At 64.0% G+C, this 24,003-nt stretch carries 20 protein-coding genes; 8 read left to right on the top strand and 12 right to left on the bottom strand.

Features of this window, described 5'->3' with window-relative positions; translation table 11 throughout:
• Nucleotides 1-85 precede the first annotated feature (85 nt).
• The 4 genes from WFP36_RS05640 to WFP36_RS05625 are packed head-to-tail and all read left to right on the top strand — an operon-like array spanning nucleotide 86 to nucleotide 4,396.
• On the top strand, nucleotides 86-1,000 hold the full coding sequence (locus WFP36_RS05640; RefSeq protein ID WP_336978617.1) for a fumarylacetoacetate hydrolase family protein: 915 nt from the start codon (nucleotides 86-88) through the stop codon (nucleotides 998-1,000).
• The gene (locus WFP36_RS05635; RefSeq protein WP_336978615.1) at nucleotides 997-1,953 is read left to right on the top strand and encodes a cupin domain-containing protein; all 957 of its coding nucleotides are present in this window, start codon (nucleotides 997-999) and stop codon (nucleotides 1,951-1,953) included. The genes WFP36_RS05640 and WFP36_RS05635 overlap by 4 nt, the downstream gene beginning before the upstream one ends.
• 50 nt (nucleotides 1,954-2,003) lie before the next feature.
• The gene (locus WFP36_RS05630) at nucleotides 2,004-3,200 is read left to right on the top strand and encodes an FAD-dependent monooxygenase (protein ID WP_336978614.1); all 1,197 of its coding nucleotides are present in this window, start codon (nucleotides 2,004-2,006) and stop codon (nucleotides 3,198-3,200) included.
• On the top strand, nucleotides 3,197-4,396 hold the full coding sequence (locus tag WFP36_RS05625) for a CaiB/BaiF CoA transferase family protein (protein ID WP_336978612.1): 1,200 nt from the start codon (nucleotides 3,197-3,199) through the stop codon (nucleotides 4,394-4,396). The genes WFP36_RS05630 and WFP36_RS05625 overlap by 4 nt, the downstream gene beginning before the upstream one ends.
• 58 nt (nucleotides 4,397-4,454) lie before the next feature.
• On the opposite strand, the gene WFP36_RS05620 is transcribed toward WFP36_RS05625, so the two are convergent.
• Entirely contained in the window at nucleotides 4,455-5,156 is a 702-nt protein-coding gene (locus WFP36_RS05620; protein ID WP_336978610.1) for an IclR family transcriptional regulator, read from the bottom strand.
• A 96-nt stretch (nucleotides 5,157-5,252) separates the two neighbouring features.
• Between WFP36_RS05620 and WFP36_RS05615 the strand changes: the two genes are divergently transcribed.
• On the top strand, nucleotides 5,253-6,212 hold the full coding sequence (locus WFP36_RS05615) for a hydroxymethylglutaryl-CoA lyase (protein ID WP_336978608.1): 960 nt from the start codon (nucleotides 5,253-5,255) through the stop codon (nucleotides 6,210-6,212).
• A gap of 11 nt (nucleotides 6,213-6,223) precedes the next feature.
• Entirely contained in the window at nucleotides 6,224-8,740 is a 2,517-nt protein-coding gene (gene acnA / locus WFP36_RS05610; protein WP_336978606.1) for an aconitate hydratase AcnA, read from the top strand.
• Between the two features lie 503 nt (nucleotides 8,741-9,243).
• Here acnA and WFP36_RS05605 read toward each other — a convergent pair.
• Nucleotides 9,244-9,834 carry a PAS domain-containing protein gene (locus WFP36_RS05605; protein WP_336978604.1) on the bottom strand — a complete coding sequence of 197 codons (591 nt, stop codon included), beginning with the start codon at nucleotides 9,832-9,834 and terminating at the stop codon, nucleotides 9,244-9,246.
• Between the two features lie 150 nt (nucleotides 9,835-9,984).
• On the opposite strand from WFP36_RS05605, the gene WFP36_RS05600 reads away from it, so the two are divergent.
• A complete protein-coding gene (locus WFP36_RS05600; protein WP_336978602.1) occupies nucleotides 9,985-10,965 on the top strand; it encodes an NAD(P)/FAD-dependent oxidoreductase in 981 nt (326 codons plus the stop codon).
• On the opposite strand, the gene WFP36_RS05595 is transcribed toward WFP36_RS05600, so the two are convergent.
• From WFP36_RS05595 to WFP36_RS05565, 7 genes are all read right to left on the bottom strand, one after another.
• Nucleotides 10,932-12,308: an aspartate aminotransferase family protein gene (locus tag WFP36_RS05595; protein ID WP_336978601.1), complete on the bottom strand. Its 1,377-nt coding sequence runs from the start codon at nucleotides 12,306-12,308 to the stop codon at nucleotides 10,932-10,934. The two genes, WFP36_RS05600 and WFP36_RS05595, sit on opposite strands and share 34 nt — an antisense overlap.
• A gap of 117 nt (nucleotides 12,309-12,425) precedes the next feature.
• Nucleotides 12,426-13,157 (bottom strand): gamma-glutamyl-gamma-aminobutyrate hydrolase family protein, encoded by a 732-nt coding sequence (locus tag WFP36_RS05590; RefSeq protein WP_336978599.1) that lies wholly within the window; start codon nucleotides 13,155-13,157, stop codon nucleotides 12,426-12,428.
• 4 nt (nucleotides 13,158-13,161) lie between these two features.
• The gene (locus tag WFP36_RS05585) at nucleotides 13,162-14,592 is read right to left on the bottom strand and encodes a gamma-aminobutyraldehyde dehydrogenase (protein ID WP_336978597.1); all 1,431 of its coding nucleotides are present in this window, start codon (nucleotides 14,590-14,592) and stop codon (nucleotides 13,162-13,164) included.
• Nucleotides 14,593-14,702: 110 nt separating this feature from the next.
• Nucleotides 14,703-15,830, bottom strand: a complete 1,128-nt coding sequence (locus WFP36_RS05580; RefSeq protein ID WP_336978595.1) for an ABC transporter ATP-binding protein — start codon at nucleotides 15,828-15,830, stop codon at nucleotides 14,703-14,705.
• 4 nt (nucleotides 15,831-15,834) lie between these two features.
• Nucleotides 15,835-16,683: an ABC transporter permease gene (locus WFP36_RS05575; RefSeq protein ID WP_336978593.1), complete on the bottom strand. Its 849-nt coding sequence runs from the start codon at nucleotides 16,681-16,683 to the stop codon at nucleotides 15,835-15,837.
• Entirely contained in the window at nucleotides 16,680-17,582 is a 903-nt protein-coding gene (locus tag WFP36_RS05570; RefSeq protein ID WP_336978591.1) for an ABC transporter permease, read from the bottom strand. Before WFP36_RS05570 ends, WFP36_RS05575 begins: the two co-directional genes overlap by 4 nt.
• Nucleotides 17,583-17,619: 37 nt before the next feature.
• A complete protein-coding gene (locus WFP36_RS05565; protein WP_336978589.1) occupies nucleotides 17,620-18,747 on the bottom strand; it encodes an ABC transporter substrate-binding protein in 1,128 nt (375 codons plus the stop codon).
• A 177-nt stretch (nucleotides 18,748-18,924) separates the two neighbouring features.
• On the opposite strand from WFP36_RS05565, the gene WFP36_RS05560 reads away from it, so the two are divergent.
• Entirely contained in the window at nucleotides 18,925-19,824 is a 900-nt protein-coding gene (locus WFP36_RS05560; protein WP_336978588.1) for a LysR family transcriptional regulator, read from the top strand.
• Nucleotides 19,825-19,994: 170 nt separating this feature from the next.
• Here WFP36_RS05560 and WFP36_RS05555 read toward each other — a convergent pair whose 3' ends face one another.
• The 3 genes from WFP36_RS05555 to WFP36_RS05545 are packed head-to-tail and all read right to left on the bottom strand — an operon-like array spanning nucleotide 19,995 to nucleotide 24,003.
• A complete protein-coding gene (locus tag WFP36_RS05555) occupies nucleotides 19,995-21,383 on the bottom strand; it encodes a glutamine synthetase family protein (protein ID WP_336978587.1) in 1,389 nt (462 codons plus the stop codon).
• A 5-nt stretch (nucleotides 21,384-21,388) separates the two neighbouring features.
• Nucleotides 21,389-22,735 carry an aspartate aminotransferase family protein gene (locus WFP36_RS05550; protein ID WP_336978586.1) on the bottom strand — a complete coding sequence of 449 codons (1,347 nt, stop codon included), beginning with the start codon at nucleotides 22,733-22,735 and terminating at the stop codon, nucleotides 21,389-21,391.
• On the bottom strand, nucleotides 22,732-24,003 hold the full coding sequence (locus WFP36_RS05545; protein WP_336978584.1) for an NAD(P)/FAD-dependent oxidoreductase: 1,272 nt from the start codon (nucleotides 24,001-24,003) through the stop codon (nucleotides 22,732-22,734). Before WFP36_RS05545 ends, WFP36_RS05550 begins: the two co-directional genes overlap by 4 nt.

Here is a 24,003-nt window from a genome sequence, read left to right as displayed (position 1 = left end):
GCGTACCGGTTTCTTCCGTCGCCCAAGGGCGAAGCATAAGTATTAAGTCGAACGATATTCTATTCAACAGAACAACGGGTTTCACATGCGCTTGGCACGATATGATGGAGGCAAGATTGGGCTGGTAGTGGATGGCGGCGTTGTCGACGTCTCCGACATTGCCGGGGCAGCCACCGGGGCATCGGCCGAGAACTGGCCCGATACGGCACCGCTGCGCCTGATCCGCGATTTCGAAAAGCTCCGGCCCTCGCTCGAAGGTGCCATGCGCGAGCGGGCGCCGGTGCCTCTCGACCAGGTGCGGCTGGAAACGCCGGTTCCCTGGCCGAACAAGGTCATTGCCTATCCGGTGAACTACCACGCCCATGGCAAGGAAATGGGCGCCAATTACCGCGCCAAGAACCAGGGCTTCTTCCTGAAGCCCAGCTCCTCGGTCAGCGGGCCGAACGATCCGGTGGAACTGCCGAACGTGCCGGGCCGCGAAGTCCACCACGAGGCGGAACTGGGCATCATCATCGGCAAGGAATGCCGCGACCTGCCGCGCGAGCGCTGGCACGAGGCGGTGTTCGGCTATGCCTGCCTGCTCGACATGGTCGTGCGCGGGCGGGAAGAACGCGTGTTCCGCAAGGCCTACGATACGTTCTGCCCGGTCGGCCCGTGGATCGTGACCGCCGACGAAGTCGAGCATCCCGATGCGCTGTCGATGAAGCTGTGGGTGAACGGCGAACTGCGCCAGGCGGCCAATACGCGCGACCTGGTGCTGGATATTCCCGGCATGATCGCGACGGCCTCTGCCGTCATGACGCTCTATCCCGGCGACATCATTGCCACCGGCACGCCCGAAGGCGTCGGCCCGGTGCAGGATGGCGACACGATCCGCATCGTGATCGAAGGCGTGGGCGAAATGAACGTGCCCGTCGTGCAGGGCAGCCGCGGCATGACCGAGGTCTTCGCAGAACCCTACGTGCCCCCGATCGTGAAGCAGGAGCTCACCGCAAAATGAGCGCCGCCGCCGATCTGGAGGCGCTCTACGCCTCGTTCTCCGATCTCAACATGGAGGGCGGCTGGCATCGCAAGGTGCCAGCATTGTGGCCCGAACCGCGCGCCAATTTCCTGCCCCATATCTGGCATTACGCCGATGTCCGGCCGATCCTCGACCGGGCGGGCGAACTGGTCGACACAGAATTCGCCGAACGCCGCAACCTGACCATGTTCAACCCGGTGGAAGGGAACATCTATTCCACCGTGCGGACGCTGGTGGCGGCCTATCAGATGGTGAAGCCGGGCGAAGTCGCCCGCGCGCATCGCCACACGCCCAACGCCCTGCGCCTGATCCTGGAAGGTCGCGGCACCTATACGGTGGTGAATGGCAAGCAGGTGGAAATGCGCCCCGGCGACGTGCTGCTGACGCCCAATTGGGCGTGGCACTCGCATGAAAATCTCGGCAGCGAGAATTGCTACTGGATGGACTTCCTGGATGTGCCGCTGGTGCATCTGCTGGAGCCGATGTTCTACCAGCCCCATCCCGACGGGGTGGAAGCATCGCCCGAACGGGTCGAGAGCGCGCCCATCGCCTTCCGCGCGGAAGATATCGACCGCGATCTTGCGGCCGCCGCACCGGATCCCGCGCAAGGCGGGCTTCGCGCGATCACGCTCGGCCCTGCGGAGCTGGCTTCCATCGCGCTCGACGTGATCGGGCTCGATCCCGGCCAGACAGGCGGCGAAGTCCGCGACACCAGCAATGCGGTCTATGCCGTGATGGCCGGTGATGGCGCCATCGAGATCGACGGCAAGCGCATGGCCTGGGCCTTCGGCGACACGATCGCCGTGCCCGCATGGCGTGCCCATTCGCTTTCGGCGGGGCCGAAGGGAGCGAAGCTCCTCAAGGTTTCCGACCGTCCCCTGATGAAAAAGCTCGGATGGTACCGTCGCGCCGGTGCCGGTGAAGCGGCGTGACCGCCTCCGCTTCCCCCTTGCTCGCCCCCCAAACAAGTCTGGAGTAATTTATGGCCGATAAGCCTCGCATCACAATCGCCGGCGGTGGAATTGGCGGCATGGCTGCTGCGCTTTCGCTGCTGCGGCGCGGCTATCCCGTGCAGGTGTTCGAACAGGCGCCCGAACTGGGCGAAGTCGGTGCCGGGGTGCAGATCAGCCCCAATGGCTCGCGCGCGCTGGATTCGCTGGGCGTGTTCGAAACGCTGCGTGCGCAGTCCTGCGCGCCCAAGCGCAAGGAATTCCGCCTGTGGAACACTGGCCGCGCCTGGCCGATGTTCGATCTGGGCCCGGTTGCGATCGAGAAATACGGCTATCCCTATCTCACCGTCTTCCGGCCCGACCTGCTCGCCACGCTTTACGATGCCGTGCGCGCCATCGACCCCGATGCTGTGCATCTGGGCTGCGAAGTGGCCGGTGCGGAAGCGGATGACGACAAGGCCGTGCTGATCCTCAAGGACGGCCGCCGGATCGAAAGCGACGTGCTGATCGGGGCGGACGGGGTGAAGTCCATCGTGCGCAAGAGCCTGTTCGGCGACGATCATACCGAATTCACGGGCATGATCGCCTGGCGCGCCGTGATCCCCATGGAGCGCCTGCCCGAGCGGTTCCACGAAATGGTCGGCTGGACCTGGATCGGGCCGGGCGGCCATCTGGTGAATTACCCGCTGCGCGGCGGCAAGCTGATGAATATGATCGGCACGATCGAGCGCAACGATTGGCAGGTCGAATCCTGGTATGCCGAAGGCTCGATCGAGGAATGCGCGAACGATTTCGCCGGCTGGCACGAGGATGTGCAGACCCTGATCCATGCGGCGCCCAAGGTGCTCAAATGGGCCTTCATGGAACGCCCGCCGCGCCAGATCTGGAGCAAGGGCCGCGCCAGCCTGCTGGGCGATGCCTGCCACGCGACGCTGCCTTTCCTGGCGCAGGGTGCGGTGATGTCGATCGAAGATGGCGTGGTGCTTGGCCGCTGCCTCGACAAATATGCCGATCCGGTGGAAGCGCTGAAGAAATACGAGCAGGCGCGCGTGGAGCGCACCAGCAAGATGGTGCGCGGTGCCAAGGACAACACGGCCCGCTTCCACGAATCCGCCCTCAAGACCGAAGAGGGTGCGGTCGCCTATATGGAAAGCGAATGGAGCCGCGATCCGATCAAGGATCGTTACGACTGGCTCTATCGCTATGACGTGGAGACGGCCGAGATATGAGTTCTGCGCCGTCGCCCGCGCGGCAGCTGGAAGGTGTCCGGGTCCTCGACCTCACCAATATCCTTTCCGGCCCCTATGCCGCCTTCCAGCTGGCCTTGCTGGGGGCGGAAGTGATCAAGGTGGAGCGTCCGGACGGGGGCGATCTCGCCCGCAAGCTGGGCGCCGATCCCGCGCTGAACGAACAGATGATGGGCACTTCCTTCCTCGCCCAGAATGCGGGGAAGAAGTCCGTCACGCTCGACCTCAAGAAGCCGGAGGGGCGGGCGCTGTTCCAGCGGCTGGCGGCGACGGCGGACGTGTTGATCGAGAATTTCCGCCCCGGCGTGATGGACCGGCTGGGGCTGGGTTACGAGACTTTGGCCAGGGATAATCCCGGCCTGATCTATTGCGCCATTTCCGGCTTCGGGCAGGAAGGCCCGCTCAGCGGCAATCCGGCCTATGACCAGATCATTCAGGGCTATTCCGGGGTGATGAGCATCACCGGCGATGCCGAATCCGCGCCTCTGCGGGTCGGCTACCCGCTGTGCGATACTCTGGGCGGGCTGATGGCGGCCTTTGCCATTTCGAGCGCGCTCTACGGGCGGGACCGGACCGGGAAGGGCGCCTTCATCGACGTGTCCATGCTCGATGCCACGCTGTCGGCCATGGGTTGGGCGGTCTCGAACTATCTGATCGCGGGTGTCGAGCCCCGGCCGCTGGGCAACCAGAACATGACTGCCGCCCCTTCGGGCGCCTTCACGGCGGCGGACGGCCAGATCAACGTCGCGGCGAACAAGCAGGAACAGTTCGAGGCCCTGTGCGAGGCCATGGGCCTGCCGGAGCTGGTTTCGGACCCGCGCTTTGCCGAGCGCGAGGCGCGCAAGCGCAACCGGGCCGAACTCAACGCGATCCTCAACCTTGTATTCGCGACAAGGCCGGGTGCCGAGTGGGAGGAACTGCTCAACCGGGCGAATATACCCGCCGGGCGCATCCTCACCATTCCGCAGATCCTCGATCACCCGCAGACCCGGCAGCGCGATTTCCTGCAGGAAACGGGCGGGATCAGGGTGGCTCGCAGCGGCTTTGTGATGGCGGATTCCCGGCCCGAGGCCGCCTGCCCGCCGCCTCGCCTTGGCGAACACAGCGCCGAGATACTGGGCTCTCTGGGCGTGGACGAGGCGGAACTGGAACGCTTGCGGAATGCCGGTGTCGTTTGAGAGGGAAGACGCGCTAAGGGGCGGGGCTGGGTTGGCTAGGGCGGCGCTGGCCGGGGCGTCAGGCGCCCCGGAACAGCCCCGGTTGTGCCCCCAGCATACGCGAAAGGGTGACGACCTGCTCCGCCAGGACCGGCTTCAATCGCGCGACCGAAGGCTCGTCGAAGCGCGAGAGCGGCCCGGAAAGGGTAATGACGCCCACCAGATCGTTGCCCTGTCCGAAGACCGGCGCCGCCAGCGCCGCCATTTCCGGCGTGACCGATCCGAACGATCCGACGACCAGATCGTCCACCGTATAGGGCCCGCCCTTGTTCTCGAACTTGCGGAAGGCCTCTGCCGAAGCGCCCTTGTCGAGCGGGCGGCGGTCGCCCAGGCGGATCGTGTAGTCGCGGATGGTCTGGTTGCCGTCGACGCGGAACAGGCACATCTGCATTTCGGCGTGGCGGATGAAGAAGCTGGCGCCTTCGCCCGTTTCCACGACCAGCCGTTCGAGCGTGGGGTGCACGAACTGCCGCAGGTCGAAGGAATCCTGGTAGATGCTGGCCAGTTCCAGCAGGCCGGGGCCCAGCTGGTAGCTGCCATCGGCGCGCTGCACCACGAAGTAGGATTTCTCCAGCGAGCCCAGCAGGCGCAGGATGGTGCTCTTGTAGAGCCCCGTCACGCGCGAGATTTCGGCCAGCGTCATCACCGGCCGCTGATGCGTGAACGCCTGCATGATCGCGAATGCCCGATCGACTGCGGCCACACCGCCCTTGGAATTCATGCCAACCCCTCTCTATCGTCTCAATTCGAACCCGCGTTCTACATAGCGGAACGTTACTGCCCCTTGTCAACACGCCATTGCAGGAAAATCGTATAAATGACCCAACTCCCCGATCGCGTCTTCATCAAGGAGGAAGGCCCCCGCGAAGGTTTCCAGATCGAAGGCGGCGATATCGCCACGGCGCGCAAGATCGAACTGATCGATGCCCTGTCGCAGACCGGGCTTCGTCATATCCAGATCGTGTCCTTCGTAAACCCCTCTCTGGTGCCGGGCATGGCCGATGCCGAACAGGTGGTCGCCGGATTCACGCCCCAGCCGGATGTCGCCTATGCCGGATTGTGGCTCAATAGCCGGGGGCTGGAGCGGGCCATCGCCACCGGGCGGCTGGCGCTCGACGGGAAGCTGACGCTCTACGCCTCCGACGCGTTCCTGAAGCGCAACCAGAACCGCACGCCGGTCCAGCAGCTTGCAGCGCAGCCCGAACTGATCCGCATGTATCGCGATCATGGCATTCCGGTGCGCACCGGCTTCGTCACTGCGGCCTTCGGCTGCAACTTCGAAGGCGATGTGGCGCCTGCGCGGGTGGTGGAACTGGTCGGCCAGTTGCTCGACATCGCCGCGGCGGAGGGAGAGAAGCTGGAGATCGTCGGTCTGGGCGACACCATGGCCTGGGCCACGCCGGAGCGTATCCGCCGCGTGGTCGGCATGGTGCGCGATGCCTATCCGCAGCTCGAACTGTCGCTCCACCTCCACGATACGCGCGGACTGGGCCTCGCTAATGCCTATGCGGGCCTGCAGATGGGCGTGCGCCATTTCGATGCTGCCGTTGCCGGACTGGGGGGCTGCCCCTTCGCTGCGCATAAGGGCGCGGCGGGGAACATCTGCACCGAGGACTTCGTGCTGATGTGCGAGGAAATGGGCATCGCCACCGGTGTCGATCTTGAAAGGCTGATCGAATGCGCCCTGCTCGCGGAGGACATTGTCGGCCACCCGTTGCCCGGCAAGGTCAAGCAGGGCGGGACGCTGGCTAGGCTGCGCAGCAGGATCGCGGGCTGAGCGGGCGAGGCATGACGGATCGGCTTCCTACGGCCTGGGACAGGTTGGACAGTTCCATGCAGGCCCGGCTCGCGGGCCTGCCGCGCTCGCTGCGCCTGCTGCTTGAGAACGCGCTCGGTCATGGGGCCCGGCCCGATGTGGCGAGAGGGTTCGCAGCCTGGCTGGACGGCAGGCTTGAGGGGCTGACCGTTCCCTTCGCTCCCACGCGCATCCTGATGCAGGATACGGCGGGCGTCGCCGCGCTGGTCGATCTGGCAGCGTTGCGGGACAAAGCGGCACAGGCGGGAAATCCGATCAATCCGGCGGTGCCGATCGATCTGGTGATCGACCATTCGGTCAAGGTCGACTTCAGCGGCACGCCCGACGCGCCCGAGCGGAACATCGCGCTGGAATTCGAGCGCAATCTGGAACGCTATGGCTTTTTCAAATGGGCCGAAAGCGCCTTCGCCTCGCTGCAGATCGTGCCGCCGGGCAACGGCATCTGTCACCAGATCAATCTCGAGCGGCTTTCCGCCATTGCCCGTTCGGCCAAGGACGGTAGCGGCAGGATCGTGCCCGAAGTGGTGATCGGCACCGATAGCCACACCACCATGATCAACGCGCTGGGCATATTGGGTTGGGGCGTCGGCGGGATCGAGGCGGAAGTCGCGGCGCTGGGGCAGTCCTCGGACATCCCGATTCCGCCGGTGACGCAGGTCGTGCTCAGCGGCGCGCTGGCACCGGGCGTGAGCGCGGCCGATGCTGCGCTCAGCCTCACGGCCTTCCTGCGCGGGCAGGGTGTGGTCGATCAGATACTCGAATTCATCGGGCCGGGCGCAGCAAGCCTCCGCCTGCCGGACCGGGCGGCAATCGCCAATATGTGCCCCGAATATGGGGCGACTGCCGGGCTGTTCGCAGTCGATGGCGAAACCCTGCATTATTTGCGCTCCATGGGGCGCAGCGAGGAAGATCTGACGCTTTACGAGGCCTATGCCCGGCAAAGCGGCCTTTGGGCGGAGGACGGTCAGGAGCGCCGCTACAGCCGGACCCTGAAATTTGACCTGTCCTGCGTGGTGCCGGTCATGGCCGGGCCTGCGCGGCCGCAGGACATCCGGCCCTTGGCGGAGGTGCCTGCCAGCTTGCCTGCTCGCACAGACGCGGAAGGCAACGCCGATGGCGCGGTGCTGATCGCCGCGATCACCAGTTGCACCAATACCGCCAACCCGGTGCTGATGCTGGAAGCGGGCCTGGTGGCTCGCCGAGCGGTGGAACACGGCCTGCATCCACCCGCCTGGGTCAAGACCAGCCTAGCACCGGGATCGCGCGCCATGGCGGACCTGCTGATCCGCGCAGGGCTGATGCCCTATCTGGAACAAATCGGCTTTTCGGTGGTCGGTTTCGGTTGCACCACATGCGTGGGCAATTCGGGCGCACTGAAGCCCGAGGCGGAGGCCATGCTGGCGGCCGATCCCGGTCTGGTGAGCGCCGCTGTATTGTCGGGCAACCGCAACTTTCCCAATCGCATTCATTCCCGCGTTCAGGCGAACTATCTCGCTTCGCCGCCGCTGGTGGTGGCTGCCGCCTTGGCTGGCAGTCTGTCGGGCGATCTCGCAGCGATGCCGGTAGGCAGGGATGCGCAAGGCAAGGACGTCTACCTCGCCGATCTCTGGCCGGCGCCGGGCGAGGCACAGTGCCTGCTGGCGGAACTGGAGCGCGAGGGTAAGCCTGCAGGTGCGCCCGCCAATGCCCGCTGGGACGATCTGGCTGCACCGGAAGGCGATCTCTTCCCATGGAATGCCCAGTCGCTGCTGATCCGCAGGCCGCCTTTCTTCGATGTGGATGCGGGCCCACCGGCAGCGAAAATCCGCGAGGCGGCGGTACTGCTCTGGCTGGGGGACAGCATCACTACCGATCACATCTCACCCATCGGCGCAATTGCCGGGGATTCTCCGGCTGCCGAATGGCTGCGGGCCCATGGCTGGCAACGCGGCGATTATGGCGGCTATGGCGATTTTCGCGGCAATCACGAAGTGATGCTGCGCGGCACCTTCGACAATCGGCGGCTGGTGAACCGGTTTGCGTCGGACGAGGGCAATCGTGCTATCGACACTGCCGGGCGCGAAACGAACATCTTCGATGCGGCCCTGTCGTATCAGGCAGAGGGCCGACCCTTGGTGATCTGGGCAGGCGAGGCATATGGCTGCGGCTCCGCGCGGGACTGGGCCGCAAAGGGCACTGCCTTGCTGGGCGTGCGCGCCGTGATCGCGCGCAGTTTCGAGCGGATACATCGCAGCAACCTCATCGCCATGGGCGTCTTGCCTATCCGGCTGGAAGATACGCGGGAGCCCATGCTCGATGCCGCGAGCCGCTTGACGATCCATGGGCTGGATCAGGCGGGCGTCCATGCGCGCCTATGGATCGAGGTCAGCGGACCTGGCGGCGGCGAATACCAGGCTGTCGCTGAATTGGTCACGCCGCAGGATGTGGCCGTCTATCGCGCGGGCGGCATCCCGCGCATGCTGGGCGGGGGCATGTGCGTCGAAGAATGATCGGCCCGGTGGTGGGCCCCGCCGCACAAGGGGGGTAGTGTGACGAGGCCCGAGATCAGCCCGAGGAAATGGCTGACAACACGAACAGGGCAGCGGCGCGAAGCCACTACCCGGCTGTGATCCGACTTGGGGAAATCAGACATTCGCAAGACTTCATTTCTGTTTAGCCGATCTGGGGCTCTGGCTCGACCTGTCCTTTAGGGCAATCGCGGCGGTGTTTCGCATTGTCGATGCGGCCAGGAAGCATCGGAAAGTGTCACCCTTACAGGCAGGAAATTGGCCCTTTTCGTGCACACCGTCTCCCTCCCGCGGGGCGCGGTTTCGAGCCGTTTCAGGGCACTGCGCGCGGGCCGGAGTGTCACCTTCCATGTCGGCGTTTCGTGCAGGCTTAGCGCGCCTGGGATGACCCGGTCGGAAGCGAGGCAAGGCAGGGGAAAGTCGCGGCTGTTCATCGCGCAGGATAAACGCCATTTCAGGGTCTGTAGGAAAGTGTTTTTCCGCCCCTAGAGCCCGGCTTCGACTGCAAGGCGGATCGCATCCGCGCTGGTCTTCACGTCGAGCGCCTTGAGCAGGGCTGCCCGGTGCATCTTCACTGTGCGTTCGCTCAGGCCCAGCGCATAGGCGATCTGCTTGTTGAGCTGGCCTGCCGACATCATTTCAAGGATTTCCCGCTGGCGCCCGGTTAGCGCGGCGATCTTGTCCTGTGCCTGACTGCTGCGGTCCGCGCTGGAAAGGCCTGAGGACAGGACCACTTCCATTTGGGAACCGAGAAAATATTCCAGTTCGCCCGCGTCGTCGAAGATCGGCGCTACCATCACCGCGTTGCGGAAGCGGCTGCCGTCCTTCTTGTAGTTCAGGATTTCCACCATCACCGGTTGCTTGCGGCGAATGCCGTCGCGCAGCATTTCGGTCAGTTCCGGCTCCGTCTCCGGCCCGCTGAGAAAACGGCAATTGCGGCCCACGATCTCTTCGCGCGCATAGCCGGTCAGCCGCACAAACGCGTCATTGCAGGCAATGATGGGATTGTCGGGCTGACGGGGATCGCTGATGACTGCAGCGGTAGGGCTGGCGTCGATTATGTCGTGTATGGCCATGATCGGAAGTTAGCATTTCCCTTGCCGAGGGCAAGGCGCTGCCCCTTCGGCCATGTTGGCGCAAGCGCCCGTCCTTGGCAACGCAGACGTGCCCATGACTATTTCACGCCCCCAGTCCAACCGCCCGTCTGAACGCGAAGGTGTGCTCGGATGAGGGTGGGGATCATCGGGGCTGGAATTGCAGGGCTGTCCTGCGCAGAAATGCTTTCGCGGCACGGCCATTGCGTAAGCCTGTTCGACAAGGGGCGTGCACCGGGTGGGCGAATGTCGTCCCGCCGGATGGAAACAGATTGCGGCAATGTCACTTTCGATCACGGCGCCCAATTTCTGGTGGCCCGCGATCCTGAGTTCATCAGGCAGATTGGCCAGTGGGAGGCCGCTGGCGTGGTCAGCCGCTGGAGCGAGGCACGCGATGACGCCTGGGTGGGCGTGCCGGCAATGAATGCCATTCCAAAGCATATTGCCCATCCGCTCGACGTGAGCGCGGGCGTGCATGTGCGCGGGATCGCGCGCAGTTCGGATGGCTGGCATCTTGCCTTCGAGCAAGGACGGGCCGGCCCGTTCGATGCGCTCGTGATTGCGTTGCCCGCCGAACAGGCTGCCCCGCTGCTGGGCCTCTATTGCCTCGATATGGCGCGCGTGGCGGTTTCCGCTCCTTCAACGCCCTGTTGGGCTGCCATGCTGACCTTTGCCCTACCGTTGGAAGGCCCACCCGTCGTGACGAACAGCGGCATCGTTGCCTGGGCTGCGCGCAACAATTCCAAGCCGGGACGTTCGGGGGCAGAGGCATGGACCATTCACGCAACGCCCGAATGGTCGCGCGAACACCTTGAACGCGATCCGGATTGGGCGGCAGCGGCATTGTCCCGCGCTTTTCTCGCCGCATCGGGAACCTCGCAACAGCCTGTCGCAGTCGTCGGCCATCGCTGGCGTTTTGCCTTGTCCGGCAGCGCCGGGCGTGGGGCGCTCTGGGATAGCACCTCCCGCCTCGGCGTTTGCGGAGACTGGCTGATCGGCCCCCGCGTGGAGGCGGCCTGGCTTTCCGGCCGCCGCCTTGCGGAGCAGATCTTGTCCGGCGCGACCGGTGCTTCCTGCGATCAGCCGATGGCGCGCAGTTCAGGCATTGCCTGATCGAGCGACTTGCGGATGATCTCCACCAGATCGTCGATCTGCTGGCGTGAGATGGTCAGCGGTGGGCACATGACGATAGTGTCGCGGATGCCACGCACCATCAGGCCATTGGCGATGCAGTGATCGCGCACGATGGGCCCGGCAGTACCTTCCTTGCCGCCGAAACGCTCGTTAGTGCCCTTCTTGCTGACGATCTCGACCGCACCCAGCAGGCCGATGGAGCGGGCCTCGCCCACCAGCGGGTGATCCTCGAGCCGGGCTAGTGCCTCGGCCAGATAGGGCCCGGTATCCTCGCGCGTGCGGGCAACCAGCCCTTCGCGCTCGATGATGTCGATATTGCGCAGGGCGACCGCGGCAGACACTGGATGGCCGGAATAGGTGAAGCCGTGGACGAAATCGCCGCCGGTCTTCAGCACCTCCACGATGTCGCTGGACACGGCGGTGGCGCTGATGGGCAGGTAACCCGACGATAGCCCCTTGGCCATCGGCACCAGATCGGGCGTGAAACCCAAGGTCTGATGGCCGAACCATTCGCCGGTACGGCCAAAGCCGCAGATCACTTCATCCGCCACCAGTAGGATGCCGTATTTGCGGCAGATCGCTTCCACTTCCTGCCAATAGCCTTCGGGCGGGATCACCACCCCGCCCGCGCCCTGTACCGGCTCGCCGATGAAGGCGGCGACGTTTTCCGGGCCGACTTCAAGGATGCGTTCCTCGATGGCGGCGGCGCAGAGCTTGCCGAACTCGCGCTTGTCCATGCCGAAGCCTTCACCGAACCAGTAGGGCTGGCGGACATGCTCAACGCCTGGAATGGGCAGGTCGCCCTGTTCATGCATGAACTTCATGCCGCCAAGGCTCACCCCCGCCACGGTAGAGCCGTGATAGGCGTTCCAGCGGCTGATGAATATCTGGCGCTTGGGCTCCCCTTTCAGCTTCCAGTAGTGGCGCACCATGCGGAAGACGGTGTCATTCGCTTCGGAGCCGGAACTGTTGAAGAACACGTGCTGCAGCTTGCCGCCAGTTAGCCCGGCAATGCGGTGGGCCAGCAACACCGTGGCAGGGGCGGCGGTCTTGAAGAAGGTGTTGTAGAAGGGCAGTTCGCGCATCTGCTCGGCGGCCACTTCCACCAGTTCCTCGCGCCCATAGCCGACATTGACACACCAAAGGCCGGCCATGCCGTCCAGAATGCGGTTGCCGTCGCCATCGTGGATGTAACAGCCTTCCGCATGGGTCACGATGCGGCTGCCGCCCATATCCTCGATCAGCTTGTAATCCTGTTGGGCAGGCAAATGGTGCGCCACGTCGAGGCGCTTCAGTTCGGCGATGTCGTAATTGCGAGGCATGTCGGTTCTCTCTCGGAAGGAAGGGGTGCAGGCCGTGCGTGTTACACGGATGTGTAACACGCCTTCAGGGTGAGAACCCGATCCGGGCGAGAAACCGATTGGTGCGCGTGATGGGCATCATTCCCCTCGCAACATCTGTCCGAGCAGGCGGAAGAAGGCCTGGCTGTCGGCATTGCCTTCCGGGTGCCACTCGGGGTGCCATTGTACCGCAAGCACGGGGGCGCTGCCAATCCGGGTGGAATAGGCTTCGACGAGCCCGTCGGGCGCGGTGGCTTCCACGTTCAAGCCATCCGCCAGCCTGCCCACGCCCTGGAAATGGACCGAGTTGACGGTGAGGTCCTGTTTGCCGAACGCCTGTGCCAGCATGCCGCCTTCGGCAAGGTGGACCGGGTGCATATGGTCGAACATGGCGTTGAACGGCACATCGTCAGGCGCGTGGTGATGCAGCGGGGCGCCATCGGCGGATACATCGCGCCTTAGCGTGCCGCCCAAGGCGACATTGATTTCCTGAAAGCCCCGGCAGATGCCGAAAACCGGCCTGCCCAGATCGGTCATGCGGCCGACCATGGAGAGGGCGATCTCGTCCCTGCCCGGATCGAAGGGGCCTTCGCCGCCTTCGTCCTCATAACGAAAGCCTTCGATATTGGAGGGGCTGCCCGTGAGCAGCACTCCATCGAGCCTTGAGGCGACTTCGCCTGCCGTCATCAGATCGGGCAGGGAGGGAATGATCAGCGCCGCCACATCGGCATATTCCATGGCCGCGCGGATATAGCGTTCGATAACGGTCTGGGCCGGTTCGATACCGACCCTGCGCTGGCAGGCGATGACTCCGAGTACGGGGCGCGACATGGGGTCAGTGCTTAATCATCACATGGCGCGTCGTCATGTAATGTTCGAGGCAATAGATCGACAGGTCCGAGCCATAGCCGGAACTCTTCACCCCGCCATGAGGCATTTCCGTCGCGTTGACCGAATGGGTGTTGATCCACGTCACCCCATATTGGAGCTGCGCGGCGAATTGCGCGGCCTTGCCGACATTGGTGGTCCAGACCGAGGAGGCGAGGCCATATTCGCAATCATTCGCCCATTCGAGCGCCTGGGCATCGTCGGTAAAGCGGGTGACGGAGACAACGGGGCCGAAGACCTCCTTCTGCACGATCTCGTCCGTATGGCGCGCGCCTGCGATCAGGGTGGGGGCGTAGAAGAAGCCTGGCCCTTCCGGGGCAAAGCCCCCGGTCACGATCTCGGCGGGTGTATCTGCGGCGGCACGGGCGACGAAGCCGTCCACACGGTCGCGCTGGCGGGCGGTGATGAGCGGGCCGAGCTGGGTTCCCGCCTCGGCCGGATCGCCCATCGGGATAGCCTCGATTGCGGCCTGCAGTTCGGCCACCAGCCGGTCATGCACGCTGGCGTGGGCGTAGACGCGGCAGGCGGCGGTGCAGTCCTGCCCCGCATTGTAATATCCACCCTCGGCAATGGCGCTGACGGCGGCGGGAATGTCCGCATCCTCCAGCACGATCACCGGGGCCTTGCCGCCCAGTTCGAAATGGGTGCGCTTGATGGTGGGGGCCACTGCCTCCAGAATCTTGCGTCCGGTGGCAACATCGCCCGTCAGCGAGACCATGCGCACTCGCGGATGGGCGACCAGCTGGGCGCCGACACTGGAGCCATTGCCGGTGATCACGTTCACCACGCCCTCGGGCAGGAATTCCGCGCAGACCTCCGCCAGCTTCAGCGCGCTGAGCGGAGTGTGTTCCGAAGGCTTGAGAACCACGGAATTGCCGGCGGCGATCACCGGGGCGATCTTCCAGCTGGCCATCATCAGCGGATAGTTCCAAGGCGCAATGCCCACGCACAGGCCCAGCGGGTCTCGGCGGAGCATGGACGTATGGCCGGGGCGGTATTCGCCCGCAGGCACGCCGGGCACGGTACGGGCGGCCCCGGCGAAGAAGCGGAACACGTCCACCGTGTTGCCGACATCGACTGCGCGGGCAGTGCCGATGGGCTTGCCGCAATTGATCATCTCGATCCGGGCGAATTCGTCGGCGAGTTCCTCGATCCGGTCGGCAATCTTCAGCATCCGGCGCGAACGCTCCGCCGGCGTCATGCGCGACCAGACGGTAAAGGCCTTCTCGGCAGATGCAACGGCACTTTCCACCTGCGCGCGGCTGGCGCTGGCGAGGCTGGCGATTTCCCCTCCAGTGGCCGGATTGAACACTTTTTCGGGCGCTTCGTCCCCGTTCATCGGCTGGCCGGCGATGAACTGGCTGTACTGGTCTACCATGGGATTCCTGCCTTGCTGATGCCGGTCGAAGTTAGGCTTCGCTCCGCGCAGGAGGAAATACGAAAAGAAAAGCGCAGGTCATCGAATTTACCGATAGGCCGGGGGAATGGTCAGGACAGCAGGACGACAGGGCTGTCCGCGCGCCAGTGCATCGATACCCGATCGTCCCAGGAGAACACCTCCTGATCGTGCCGCGAAAGATTGGGGCGCGATACGCGCAGCATGGCGCCTGAATCGAGGCGGATTTCGTAGAGGGTGATGTCGCCCAGATAGCTCATCCCCTTGATCTGCCCGCGCGCGAAATTGTGATCGTCGGGCGCATCCTGCGCCGCGCCCCGGATGGCCTTGCCCTTGCCGGGAACGTGCAGATAGATCTTCTCGGGCCGGATCGCGACCCAGACGTCGGCGCCGTGCGGGCCGGTGACCCCGTGATTGAGATAGACCTTGCCCAGACCCGGGCAATCGACTGCCGCCCGGTGCGGCTCATCCAGCGTCAGCTTGCCTTCGAACAGGTTCACCGAGCCGACGAAATCCGCGACGAAGCGGTTGGCGGGAAACTCGTAGAGATCGGCGGGAGTGGCAAGCTGCGCCACATCGCCCTTGTTCATCACGGCAATGCGCCCGGCCATGGAGAGCGCCTCGTCCTGATCGTGGGTCACGGTGATGAAAGTGATGCCTACCTGATCCTGCAGATCGGCCAGTTCGAACTGCATCTGGGCGCGTAGTTTCGCATCGAGCGCGGAAAGCGGTTCGTCCAGAAGCAGCACCTTGGGCCGCATCACCAGAGAGCGGGCAAGGGCCACGCGCTGGCGCTGGCCACCGGAAAGCTGGTTGGGCTTGCGAGCGCCGAAGCCGTCGAGCTTCACCAGTTCCAGCGCCTCCGCCACGCGGCTGTCCCGTTCTGCCTTGCCGACCCCCGCGATCTTCAGGCCATAGCCGACATTGTCCGCCACGCTCATATGCGGGAACACGGCGTAGGACTGGAACACCATGTTCACTGGCCGCTTGTTGGGCGGCACCTTGGCCATATCCTGCCCGTCGATCAGAATCTGGCCTTCGGTGGGCATCTCGAAGCCCGCGATCATGCGCAGCAGGGTCGTCTTCCCACAGCCCGATGGGCCCAGTAGCACGAAGAATTCGCCCGGCATGATGTTGAGCGAGACATTGTCGACCGCAGTGACCTGCCCGAAGCGTTTGGACACATTGCGGATCTGGATGATCGGTTGCTTGTATTCCATGCGATCAGTGACCTTGCGCGATCGTGCCCATGCGGCTCTGCATCTTGAGCGTGATCGTAGTGAGAATGACAGTGAGGGCGATGACCATGGCAGAGGCGGCATTGACCTCCGGCGTCACCGAGAAACGGACCATGGAATAGACCTTGACCGGGAAGGTCACGGTATTCGGGCCGGACGTAAAGAAGGTGATGACAAAATCGTCGAGGCTGAGCGTGAATGCCAGCAATGCGCCTGCCACCAGCCCCGGCTTCATGTGGGGCAGCAACACGTCGCGGAAGGCCTGCCATTCATTGGCGCCCAGATCCTTGGCCGCTTCCTCTTCCTCACGATTGAAGCTGGTCAGCCGGGATCGGACTACCATCGTCACGAAGGGGAAGCAGAACGTGATATGCGCGATGGTGATCGCGCCCAGATTGAACGGCCAGACCAGGTCGCTCGGAAAGCCGATCTTGGCGAAGAACACCAGCATCGCCACGCCCATGCAGATTTCCGGCACCACGATGGGCAGGGCCATCGCGCCTTCGGCCGCAGCCTTCATCGGGAAGCGGAAACGCCACAGCATCACCGCCGCCAGCGCGCCGAGCACCACGCTGACCACGGTGGCGAGGGCGGCAATGGTGATGGAGTTCACCAAGGCTTCCATCAGGCTGTCGTTATTGATGGCCTTCTCGTAATATTTGAACGTGAAGCCGCGCCACACGATGTTGCGGCGGCTGTCGTTGAAACTGAAGGCGACCAGCGTGATCAGCGGCGCGTAGAGGAAGAACAGCACCAGAGCGACCCACGCCCGCATCCACAGGCGGCGCGTATATTCCAGCGGTGCGATCGGGGTGCGCTTGCCGAGCCCGATCATTGCCGTGCCTCCGCCTGGCGCGCTTTCATCGCCTGGAAGGCAATGGCGATGAAAGTGGCATACATCAGGATGAAGGACAGGGCGGCGCCGAAGGGCCAGTCGTTCGCGCGCTTGAACTGGCGTTCGATCACATTGGCGATCATCTGGCTGTCCGGCCCGCCCAGCAGATCCGGAGTAAGATAGGCGCCCAGCGCCGGCACGAAGGTGATGATGATGCCCGAGATAATGCCCGGCGCGGCCAGCGGGGCCACGATCATCAGCAGGGTGCGCAAATGCCCGGCACCCAGATCGAGGCTGGCCTCGATCAGCGATTTGTCGAGCTTGTCCAGCGCGGCATAGAGCGGCAGGACCATGAAGGGCAGGTGGACGTAGACCAGCCCGAAGATCACCGCGAAATTATTGTAGAGCAGGTGCATCGGCTCATAGGCGCCGGGCGGCGGAAGGCCCACCAGCGTCATCAGCCAGCCGAATTTGTCATGCAGCCAGCCTATGGTCTGGTTGGCGTAGCCTTCGGTCCGCAGCACAGCCATCAGCGCGTAAGTACGGATCAGCAGATTGGTCCAGAAGGGCAGCATGATGCCCAGCAGCAGCCACGGCTTCCACTTGTCGCTTGCAAAGACGATGGCCAGAGCCACCGGGAAGCCCACGATCAGGCAGATCACGGTGGTGGCCGCCGCCACCAGCACGGACTTCCACAGGATGCCCAGGTACAGCGGTTCCAGCGCCCGCGCATAGTTGGAGAAAGTGCCCGAGATATCGATCTCGGTCAGGCCCTGATTGGTGCCGAAACTGTAGAGCCAGACTATGCCAAGGGGGGCGAGAAAGAACAGGATGAGCCATGTAAGAGGCGCTGTCGCAATCGCTGCGAACAGTGCCCTGTGGTTCTTCCAGCTCTCCATTCGCGGCCCCCCGGTTGCTGGCTGATCGTCTGGTTTCTCAGGCCGCCCGGATGCGGGTGAAAGCCTCTTCGTAAAGTGGCTGGAGCTTCTCGTTGTAGGAAGCGTATTCGCACTTCGCGAGCAGGTCCGCCGGCGGGAAGATCACCGGATTGTTCTTGTAGGAATCCGGCATCAGCGCCTTCGCTGCCGCATTGGGGGTGGGGTAGAGGATCGTTTCGGTGATCTTCTTGCCCACTTCCGCATCGAGCAGGTTGTTGATGAAGGCATGGGCATTCTTCGGATGCGGCGCGCCTTTGGGGATGCACAGCGTGTCCGAATTGAGCTGGCTGCCCTCCTTGGGGAGCACGAAATCGATATCGTCGTCCTCGACCATGATCTGGGCGATGTCGCCATTATATTCCATCACCACATCCACTTCGCCGGACAGCAGCAGGTCCTGCCCGTTATCCTCGTGGAACGTCTTGATGTTGGGCTTCTGCTTGATCATCATCGCCTCGACCTGCTTGATGATCTCGGGCGTAAGCGCATTGACGGAATGGCCGAGATATTTCGCGCCGAGGCGGATCACGTCGCCGGCTTCGGAAAGCAGGGCGATGCGGCCCGCGTATTCCGGCGAATCGAACAGATATTTCCAGCTGTCGGGAACGCCCTTCACCTTGGACTTGCGATAGCCGATCCCGAGCGTCAGCCAGGTGTAGGGCATCGAATATTTGCGGCCCGGATCGTAGGCGACGTCGATGAAGGTCGGGTCGACGTTCTTCATGTTGGGGATCAGCGCGTGATCCAGCGGCACGATCAGGTCGGACTCAATCATGCGCTCGACGAAGTCGTTCGAGGGCACGATCACGTCGAAGCCGGGATTGCCCGCGCGCAGCTTGGCGAACAACTCGTCATTGGTCGCGAACAGGCTCATATTCACGGAGATGCCGCTGGCATCCTTGAAATCGTCCAGCGTGGTTTCGCCGATATAGGTGTCCCAGTTGTAGAAGTTGAGCGTGGCTTCCTCGCCGGTGGCTGCCACCTTGTCGCCGCCAGACTTGCTGCAGGCGGCAAGCCCGCCAAAGCTGATGCCGACCGCCGCAACACCCAAGGCCTGGAGCAGCGAGCGGCGGCCCATTCCCCTGTGCTGTGCGATTTTGCGTGCTGGAATCTCGAAGTCGCTCATGTGGACTGACCCCTTATTCGTGCCCGGTTGCAACCCGGTGCTGTTCCCCATGGACGGGATGCTACCTCACGCTGGAAATGCTGCAAGTGCACAATTCAGCCCGAGCGAAAATATGAAACCTCTCTATCGCCCGTTGCGCCAGTCGATTATGCAAAGCGAGAGCTATCGGAAAGACAGATGAACATCACCTTCCGCCAGATTCGCTACTTTATCGCCGTGGCAGAGGCGCGTTCGGTATCCGGCGGATCGAGTGCGGTGGGTATTTCGCAATCGGCAGTGACCGACGCGATCCGCACGCTGGAACTCGAAACGGGCGTCACCCTGTTCCATCGCCATGCCAAGGGCGTGACGCTGACGCGCGAAGGCAGCCAGTTCCTGCGCCACGCGCGCTCGATCGTGGATGCGATCTCGAATCTGGCCGGCGGGGTAGGCAAGGGCGAGGATCATACCGAAGGGCATATCCGCATCGGCGTCACCCCGCTGGTGACCGGCTATTTCCTGTCCGATCTCCTCTCCCGCTTCCAGCGTCTGTTTCCCCGCATCCAGGTTTCGCTGGTGGAGGACAAGCGCGCTTATATCGAGCACATGCTGGTCAATGGCGAGTTGGACCTGGCTCTGCTGATCGTCTCCAATCTGGAGCAGCGCAGTGCGATCGATCACGAGGTGCTGCTGCGCAGCGAATGTCGCGCGTGGCTGGCTCCGTCGCATCCGCTGGCCAATGTGGACGGGCTTTCGCTCGCCCAGTTGGAGAACGATCCGGTCGTGATGCTCTCGCTCGACGAGTTGGAGGGGCTGGTGGAAGGGATATGGTCGAAATTCGATCATCCACCGCGCGTGGCTTTCCGCACGTCCTCGATGGAGGGGGTGCGCAGCCTTGTCGGCACCGGGGCAGGGATCACCCTGATGCCCGATCTCGTCTATCGCCCGTGGAGCCTTGAAGGCGACCGCATCTTGTCAAAGCGAACGCGCGAAAGCCTGCCCACGGTGGATATCGGTATCGGCTGGCGCCGCCTGACGCGCCATAGCGATGCGGCGAACATGTTCATGGAAACGGCGCAGAACCACCGGCGGCAGTAAGCATTGGTGCAGTCAAATATACTCTTCGTCATTGCGAGGGGCGAAGCCTCGACGCAATCCAGGGCCCAACGGGTTACGCTCTGGATTGCTTCGCTGCGCTCGCAATGACGAAACAGGCGTGTTTTTCGTTTTCAAGTTAACCGGGTGTTGGCTTGGCGTTTGCGAACGGCTTACGCGTTACGCAGATACCAGGCGTAATCCAGTTCAGTCACCTGCCCCATGAAGTTGGCCATCTCCACCTGCTTGACGATGGCGTAGTTCTTCACGAAGCGCTCGCCCAGATAGTCCTTCAATAGGTCCGAATTCTCGAAGGCCTCGATAGCTGCCGCCCAGTGATTGGGCAGGCGGGTTGCGGAGGCTGCCTCGGCATAGCCATTGCCCACAACAGCCGGGCCGGGATCGATCTGGTTGCTGATGCCATGATGCATGGCGGCCAGCACTGCCGCCGTTGCCAGCGTGGGATGGGCATCCGCCCCGCACACGCGGTGCTCGACGTGGCGCGAGGAGGGCGGGCCGGCGGGGACGCGCAGGCTGACCGTGCGGTTGTTCACGCCCCAGGTCGGCGCGACCGGGGCATAGGAATTGGCCTTGAACCGGCGGAAGCTGTTCGCATTGGGAGCGAAGATCGCCATGGAATCCGCCAGCAGTGCCTTCATGCCGCCAATCGCGTGACGCAGCAGGGGCGAGCCTTCCGGGTCTTCGCTGGCGAAGGCATTGTTGCCCTTCTCGTCCGCCATGGAGATGTGCAGATGCATGCCGTTGCCTGCCTGATCGGCAAAGGGCTTGGCCATGAAGGTCGCCTCGAAGCCGTGCTTCATGGCGATGGCCTTCACCAGCCGCTTGTACATCGCCGCCTCGTCCGTGGCGCGCAGCGCATCGGCCTTGTGGCGCAGGGTCAGTTCGAACTGGCCGGGTGCAAATTCGGAGATGGCGGATTCCAGCGGCAGGCCCTGAACATCGCAGGCGGAATAAAGATCGTCGAAGAAGGGCTTGAATTCCTGCAATTCACGCAGGCCATAGACCTGAATGTCATCGCTGCGGTGGCCGGTCAGCTGCCCGGCGGCAGGCTCGATCTTGCTGCCCTTCACGTCGACCAGATAGAATTCCAGCTCCACTGCAACCACCGGAGTGAGGCCGTCCGCCTCCAGCCGGTCGATCACGCGGCCGAGCACATGGCGCGGGTCGAGATCGTTGGGCGTGCCGTCCAACTCGTAGAAGCTGGTGAGGAACTGTGCGGCCCTGTCACCCAGCCAGGGAGCACGTACCAGAGTGCCGGGCACGGGCTTCACATAGCGATCCGCGTCGCCATCTTCCCAGACCAGCCCGGTCTCTTCCGTATCGCGCCCGGTAATGTCCACCACCAGCACCGATCCGGGGAGAAAGCGGCCGGATTCATACACCGCTATCACCTCATGCTGGCGCAGCCGCTTGCCGCGCGGCACGCCGCACATATTGGTGAAGATGATGTCCACCGCGTCGATGTCCGGGTTGGCCTTGAAGAAATCATAGGCCTCCGCAGCGGAGGCGATCTTGTTCGAACTGTAAGGCGGCTTGGTCATCCGGGTCATCCGATCAGTGTCTTGAGGCAATCGTCGAGCACGCCTGCCAGCCGCTCGACCTGGGTTTCGGTCGTAGAGGGGCTGACCAGCGTCATATTGTGGAACGGGGCGATAAGCACGCCGCGATTGACGAGGAACAGGTGCAGCGCATGTTCCAGCGGCCCCTGCATAGCGGCGCGGGCCTGAGTGCCGTTGCGGGGCGCCTCGGGCGCGCAGATGAACTCGCCGCGAGAACCGATATGGGCGACATGCCAGTCAAGCCCGCGCCCCGCGATTACTTCGCGCAGGCGCCGGGCGAGATGTGCGGCCAGCGGCAGCATGTGGGCATAGGCGGCGGGCGTCATCACCTGAGTGAGGCAGGCGCGCATCGCGGCAAGGGCCAGGGCATTGGCTGAAAGTGTGGTGCCGATGCCGGAATGGCCGGTCTCCCCTTCGGCGCGGGCCCGTTCCATCCGGTCTGCCACTTCGGCGGAGAAGCCGAACACCGCGCAGGGCACGCCGCCTGCCACTGGCTTGCCCAGCACGAACAGGTCCGGCAGCGGGCCGTAAGTGCCGGTATGGCCGCCATAGCCGGTGGAGATCGTGTGCGTCTCGTCAAACACCAGCATGGTGCCGTGGCGGGTACACAGATCGCGCATGGCTTCCAGGTAACCGGGATCGGGCAATACCATGCCGACATTGGTGAGGGCCGGCTCGGTCAGGACTGCGGCGATATCGCCCTTCGCCAGTTCGGCCTCCAGCGCGGGCAGGTCGTTGAATTCGATGACGGCGGTATGTTCGCGCACGTCATAGACCTGCCCGACAAGGCTGCGGCGCAATTCGGGCACGCCGTCGCGTAAATCCACGAACACATCGTCCACCGCGCCGTGATAGCAGCCGTTGAATACCAGAATGCGCTTGCGGCCGGTGATGCCCCGGCACCAGCGGATCACTGCGCGGTTGGCGTCGCTCGCGCTGCCGGTGACCTGCCAGAAGGGCAGGCGGAAGCGGGTGGCCAGTTCTTCTGCCACCGCCACTGCGTCTTCCGAAGGGAGCATGTAAGTCAGCCCGCGGCTCGCCTGCCGGGCGATGGCTTCGGCCACTGGGGCGGGGGAATGGCCGAACATCGATCCCGTGTCGCCCAGGCAGAAATCGTCGAAGCGATTGCCGTCCACGTCCCACAATTCTGCGCCCTGCGCGCGGTCCACGAAGAGCGGGAAGGGCGTGCCCCAATCGAGCATCCAGTGGAACGGCACGCCCCGGTGCCAGTGGCGCGCGGCCTCCATCGCCAGCGCGGCCGAGCGGGGATTGCGCTTCACGAACAGGTCTCGCTCGGCGGCGATCATCGCCCTGATGGATGTGTCAGCGATCATAGGCGGTCCTTCAAGGCAAACCACAACATGCCGAGCACGTAGAGTGGATGGCGCAGCAGCGCGCCGCCGGGGAAGGGGCGCTTGGGCAGGTTTGCGAACAGGTCGAACTGCTCGGCGCTGCCGCGCATCGCATCCGCGATCAATTCGCCGGCCAGCGTGGTCAGCAGCACACCGTGGCCGGACCAGCCATGGGCGTAGAAGCAGTTACCTCGCCGCCCGAAATCGGGAAGCCGGTTGAATGTGACGCCGACGAGGCCGCCCCAGGCATAGTCGACCCGGACGCCCTGCAATTGAGGGAAGACCTGCTCCAGATAGGGGCGCACGAACCCTTCGATATCGCGGGGCGGGGTAGGAGTATATTTCTCCCCTCCGCCGAAGATCAGGCGGTTGTCCGCGCTCAGCCGGTAATAGTTGAGCACGAACTTGCTGTCGGACACGGCCGCACCTGACGGGATCAGCGCGTTGGCCTGTTCGGGCGACAGCGGCGCAGTGGCGACGTTGTAATTGGCGACCGGCATTGTCATCCGGCCAAGCCCCTTGTCGACCGAGGCCATAAAGGCATCGCAGGCAAGCACGCCGTGGCTGGCCGTAACCCGGCCCAGAGGCGTGGTGACGATCACCGGGCTGCCATGGTCGACATCGACGGCAGGCGTGTTCTCGAAAATCCGCACACCGGCACCCAGCGCTGCCTTGGCCAGCCCCAATGCATAGTTCAGCGGGTGGAGATGGCCGCCATTCCGGTCATAAAGCCCGCCGTGATAGATCGGGCTGGCGACGAACTCCTCGACCTCGCCGGTGCGTACGATGCGAGCGCCTTCATAGCCCAGATTTCGCTCCAGCCAGTCCAGTTCGCGGCGCATGTCATAAAGATGGCCGGGTCTGGCGGCGGCGTGGAAATGGCCCGAGCGGGGCGCGCAGGCGATGTGGTGGAGGGCAATCCGATCGCGGACCCTGTCGCCCGCCCGGTTCGCCACGGCAACCAGACGCCGGGCGAGATCGTTGCCGAATTTCTCCGCCAGATCGGCCGCGCCCCAGCGCATGCCGGGGATCATCTGCCCGCCATTGCGCCCGGACGCGCCCCAGCCGATGCGGTTGGCTTCCACCAGTACCACGGAAAATCCGGCCTCGGCGGCATGGAGCGCTGCCGAAAGCCCGGCGAAGCCGCCACCGACCACCACCACATCCGCCGAAACTTCGCCGGCAAGCGTGGGCTGATCGGGAAAGGGATTGGCGGTCGCCGCGTAATAGGACGGCGCGTGATCCGTCAC

It is taken from the genome of Fulverythrobacter fulvus (assembly GCF_037154085.1).
GTDB classification, from domain to species: Bacteria; Pseudomonadota; Alphaproteobacteria; order Sphingomonadales; family Sphingomonadaceae; genus Andeanibacterium; species Andeanibacterium fulvum.
The sequence above is the reverse complement of the archived record's forward strand: the minus strand, read 5'-3'. Positions and strand labels throughout refer to the sequence as shown.